3 protein-coding genes and 1 pseudogene are annotated in these 3855 nt (G+C 41.8%); all 4 read right to left on the bottom strand.

Annotated features, from left to right (window positions below):
• Positions 1 to 113: 113 nt before the first annotated feature.
• On the bottom strand, positions 114 to 1322 hold the full coding sequence (locus PGW42_RS15640) for an IS110 family transposase (RefSeq protein WP_270235180.1): 1209 nt from the start codon (positions 1320 to 1322) through the stop codon (positions 114 to 116).
• A gap of 316 nt (positions 1323 to 1638) precedes the next feature.
• Positions 1639 to 2540, bottom strand: a pseudogene (locus tag PGW42_RS15645) (conjugal transfer protein).
• A 14-nt stretch (positions 2541 to 2554) separates the two neighbouring features.
• Complete coding sequence (locus PGW42_RS15650; RefSeq protein ID WP_270235181.1) at positions 2555 to 3562, bottom strand: bifunctional lytic transglycosylase/C40 family peptidase; 1008 nt, start codon at positions 3560 to 3562, stop codon at positions 2555 to 2557.
• The gene (locus PGW42_RS15655) at positions 3559 to 3795 is read right to left on the bottom strand and encodes a hypothetical protein (protein ID WP_270235183.1); all 237 of its coding nucleotides are present in this window, start codon (positions 3793 to 3795) and stop codon (positions 3559 to 3561) included. Before PGW42_RS15655 ends, PGW42_RS15650 begins: the two co-directional genes overlap by 4 nt.
• Between the last annotated feature and the right edge of the window lie 60 nt (positions 3796 to 3855).

Here is a 3855-nt window from a genome sequence, read left to right on the forward strand (position 1 = left end):
CAAATAAAAAGTCAAGGCTAAATTGAAGAACATTGAAAATTTTATACAGGTTGAAAATTAGGTATCAAAATAAGACCACCACACCAGTGCTGGTCTGAGAATTATAATGATGATTAGGATTCTGGAAGAGATGAAAGATATTCTTTCACTCGTCCGTAATAGATTCTTAGAAACTTGTTGGCACCTGCAGTCATATAGACATAATAAGGCTTGCCTTGTGCCCGTTTCTTATCTATGAACTGATACACAGGATCATCCTGTGGGTGTGTTTTTATTAAGACATCCATTACCTGAAATAAAGTCTTTCTAAGATCAGATGAGCCTCGTTTTGAAGTTGGAACACTTTTTTGTTCATAACTTCCCGATTCATTAACACCGGGATCTACACCGGCAAAAGCAGTAATAGCACCTTTATGGGTAAAACGGGAAACATCACCAATCTCAGCCATCAATTGAGGACCAAGCGAAGCACCAACCCCTTTCATCGCCATAACAATAGGATACTCTGGGAGTTTGGATGCAGTTTCATTCATAAGTGTGCGTAGTGATTCAACGGTTGTAGAAGCACTGTTAAGCTGGTTTACAGCCTGCTTGATAATAAGCTTTGTAATGTCATCCTTAGGAAGTACAGGAACAAGTTCCTTTGCTTTTCCATAGATTTCCTCAGCTTTGGATTGGCTGAAGTTGTACTTCTTACGTTTGCACCAGTTTTGATAATGGTCGATAAAGGCATTCAGAGACATTTTACGGACACAGTCCACATGCCAGTATGTAGATGCAAAATCAACCCATTTCTGGCTGCCGTCACTGCGTGCAGGACTGTCAAAGTAAGTATTAACACCAGGATAGGTTTGGTCAAGGATGCCGATAAGATTATTTTTCATAGCCGTCTTGTGCTTCATGTAAAAGCCGAACTGACGGTTCATGGTTTTGAGCTGATTGCGTAATTCATCCATAACATTATACTGTTTAAGATTTTGCCATTTGTCAAGAGCATATCGGGCAATCTTAACAGAATCCGCTTTATCAGATTTCACTTTACGAAGAGAATCATTATCAAAGTCTTTGATAAGTTTTGGGTTAATGGCACTGACGAAAAGATTTGCCTTTGAAAGCTGATGGGCGAGGACTTCATAATAACGTCCTGTGTGCTCCATCACGATTCGGGACTCCCCTTCAACAGAGTTGATGAGTTCTACAAGTGAATGGATATCACTGGTTGTGTGTTTGATTTCTAAAGGTGCGGAAACAATTTCACCGAAAGGTCGCATGATAGCAACCATACTCTTACCTTTTGAAACATCGATACCTACTGCGTTCATAAATTGTCACTCCTTAAGATTATTGCAATGGATAAATACCAGTTTTACTCATTGCCTATTCAATCTACTGTGGTGTGACGCGAATGCACCTATGGCGATTCAACCTGCATAAAACGAACGCTGCGAATGAGGAGCTGGTTATCAGTCTAATTTACGGACGCGAAGTCCAAGATTGGAAGACGATATACCGATTGCTCCATCATTATACAGCTTAAGCAACAAGATGGATAATTCCTTACTGGCTGTAAGGGATATTAACCATAAACATATTGTAGTAGATTGGATAAACAATTACCATACTATTCTGCTGTAACATTTATTCTACAATCTTCCAGTTATCGTCCTTATGAAGCACAAGCTCATACTGTGAGATTTGCGTCATTTCGACTTGTTATCCAGATACTTTACGGACACGCTGACTTTGAGGTTGTCGCCGTCTTTGGTAAAGACAGGGTTTACCAGTTCCGAAAATACATAGTCGCCGGATACAGGAGCAATCACACCGTCTTTGACATAGTAGGCAAGTTCCTTTTCCGTAGCTGTCGGATAGAGCTTAAAGAATGTTTCCAAGAAAGCGGTAGCGTCCTTAACTGTGTCGGAACTGACACTGACATCGGCTTCCTGTACTTTCGGTTCATACTTTGATTTCTGTACCGACGGAGCAAGGGTAGGATTCTGGGTAATGACCATTGCACCGTCCTTATCTACATGAACGGTCACGGTATAGTTTTCTGTGACTGCCTGTGTCTGTTCTCCCTCTTTTACCTGCTGATCTACTTCGTAGGCAACGGTAAAATCGTCCGTTCCAGATTGTTCTACATTCCAGACCAGCACATTTGTAACGGTCGCACTGGTTGGTATATCTGTTCTGATGGTATCGGCGTTCAAGTCCTGTAATTCTTTGGTAAGGTATTTACTGATTTCCGTTGTCCTTGCTTCAATGGCTTCCTTGCTGGTATCCCATGAGTAGTAGGCTTTCGCAAAGTTCTTGACGAAATTCTCAATACCGTTGGTATCGTTCAATCTTAGTTGAATGATTTCTTTTTCATGTATCGTGTGGGTGTCAATGGCGGTAAAATTCTTATACACACCAAAACTGGTGCTTGCCAGAAGCACCGCCCACAACAACAGGACAGATTTTTTATGTGTCCCGACTTTCATGATACGCACTTTCTTATTCGTAGGTGCTTTCTCTGTTTTTTCTTTCTTCTTAAACATATTTCAAGTCCTTTCTATTGTTTGATTCTTCCGGCACAAATGATGTGCTGTTGCCAGTAGGCAGAGGTCAAATCGGTATAGCCGATTGGATTTCCGGCATGATACATCTGATGGTTTCCCACATAGATTCCTACATGGGTAACATAGTCGCTGGTATTGTAAGTGGAATGGAAAAAGACCAAATCGCCAGCCTGTGCCTGTGACAACGGGATATGCTGGGTTGCGTCATACTGTGCCAGTGCGGTTCGTGGCAGGCTGATTCCGGCTTTTCCGTAGCACCATTGAGTAAGACCAGAACAGTCAAAAGAAGTGTTTGGATTACTGCCACCATAGACATATTTCCAGCCTTGATACTTCAACGCTTCATTCATAACCGCCTGTACCGTTTCGTTGCTAAACTGCTTCACAGTCAGATATTGGTTGACCAGCTCCACATAGAACATATTCCCGTAGTTATAACGCCAGCCACCATTTTTACTGACTGCTATTGGGTTCGTATAGGTCACTTTTGTACCGCCGGATTTATTCTTTGCGAAATTCTCTGCAAGGTTGAAGCTGTGCTTTTTTCCATTCTTTGCTACATAGTCAGCATAGCCACCGCCATAGTTATAAGATTGAATGACCACGTTAATGTCATTTATGCCTTTGGCTTTACAGGAAGAAAGCAGGGACGCAAAATATTTACACCCCTGCTTAATGGATTCTTCTGTACTTAATGAGTTTGGCGGTAATCCCAGACTTTCGCTGGACTGCATGACATCGGTAGCTGTACCGTCACTTTCCACCTGTATGATGGAAAGCAGGACGTTCACATACTCCGAGATACCGTTTTCTCTGGCGTATTTTTCCACCATCGGCTGATGTTTGAGGACATCGGCTGACAGGTTCATGCCGGAATAGACAGGCGAATAGCTGTTTGAACTGTCGTCATCTTCGCCGGAAATCAATATCCCGAAAAAGAGGATGATGGAGAAAAGGACTGGAAATATCGTACCTATGATAAGGATACGTTTTAATCTCATTTCTTCCGTTCTTTCTCTGGTTGCTTCGTAACAGTCTTACGATTCTGTTTTTGGTTGACCTGTTTCTGTATGGTTGTTTTCTTTTGATTACTTCTGGATTTCGCTACATTCGGCTGGTTTGTTCTGGTAACACCTTTGACCTGTTGTTCCTGTCTGATATTGGTTCGGACAGTTTCTTTTCCAGCCTTGACTTCTGCATTTTTTATCACAGGAGAAGTAGCAGGACGCTTCATATTATAATGGACCCTATAGTGTGGACATGAAACTTAGATAATTAGGTCAATTCCTTAGAG

Source organism: Coprococcus sp. TM115-187, assembly GCF_027679115.1.
Taxonomy (GTDB): Bacteria; Bacillota; Clostridia; order Lachnospirales; family Lachnospiraceae; genus Allocoprococcus; species Allocoprococcus comes.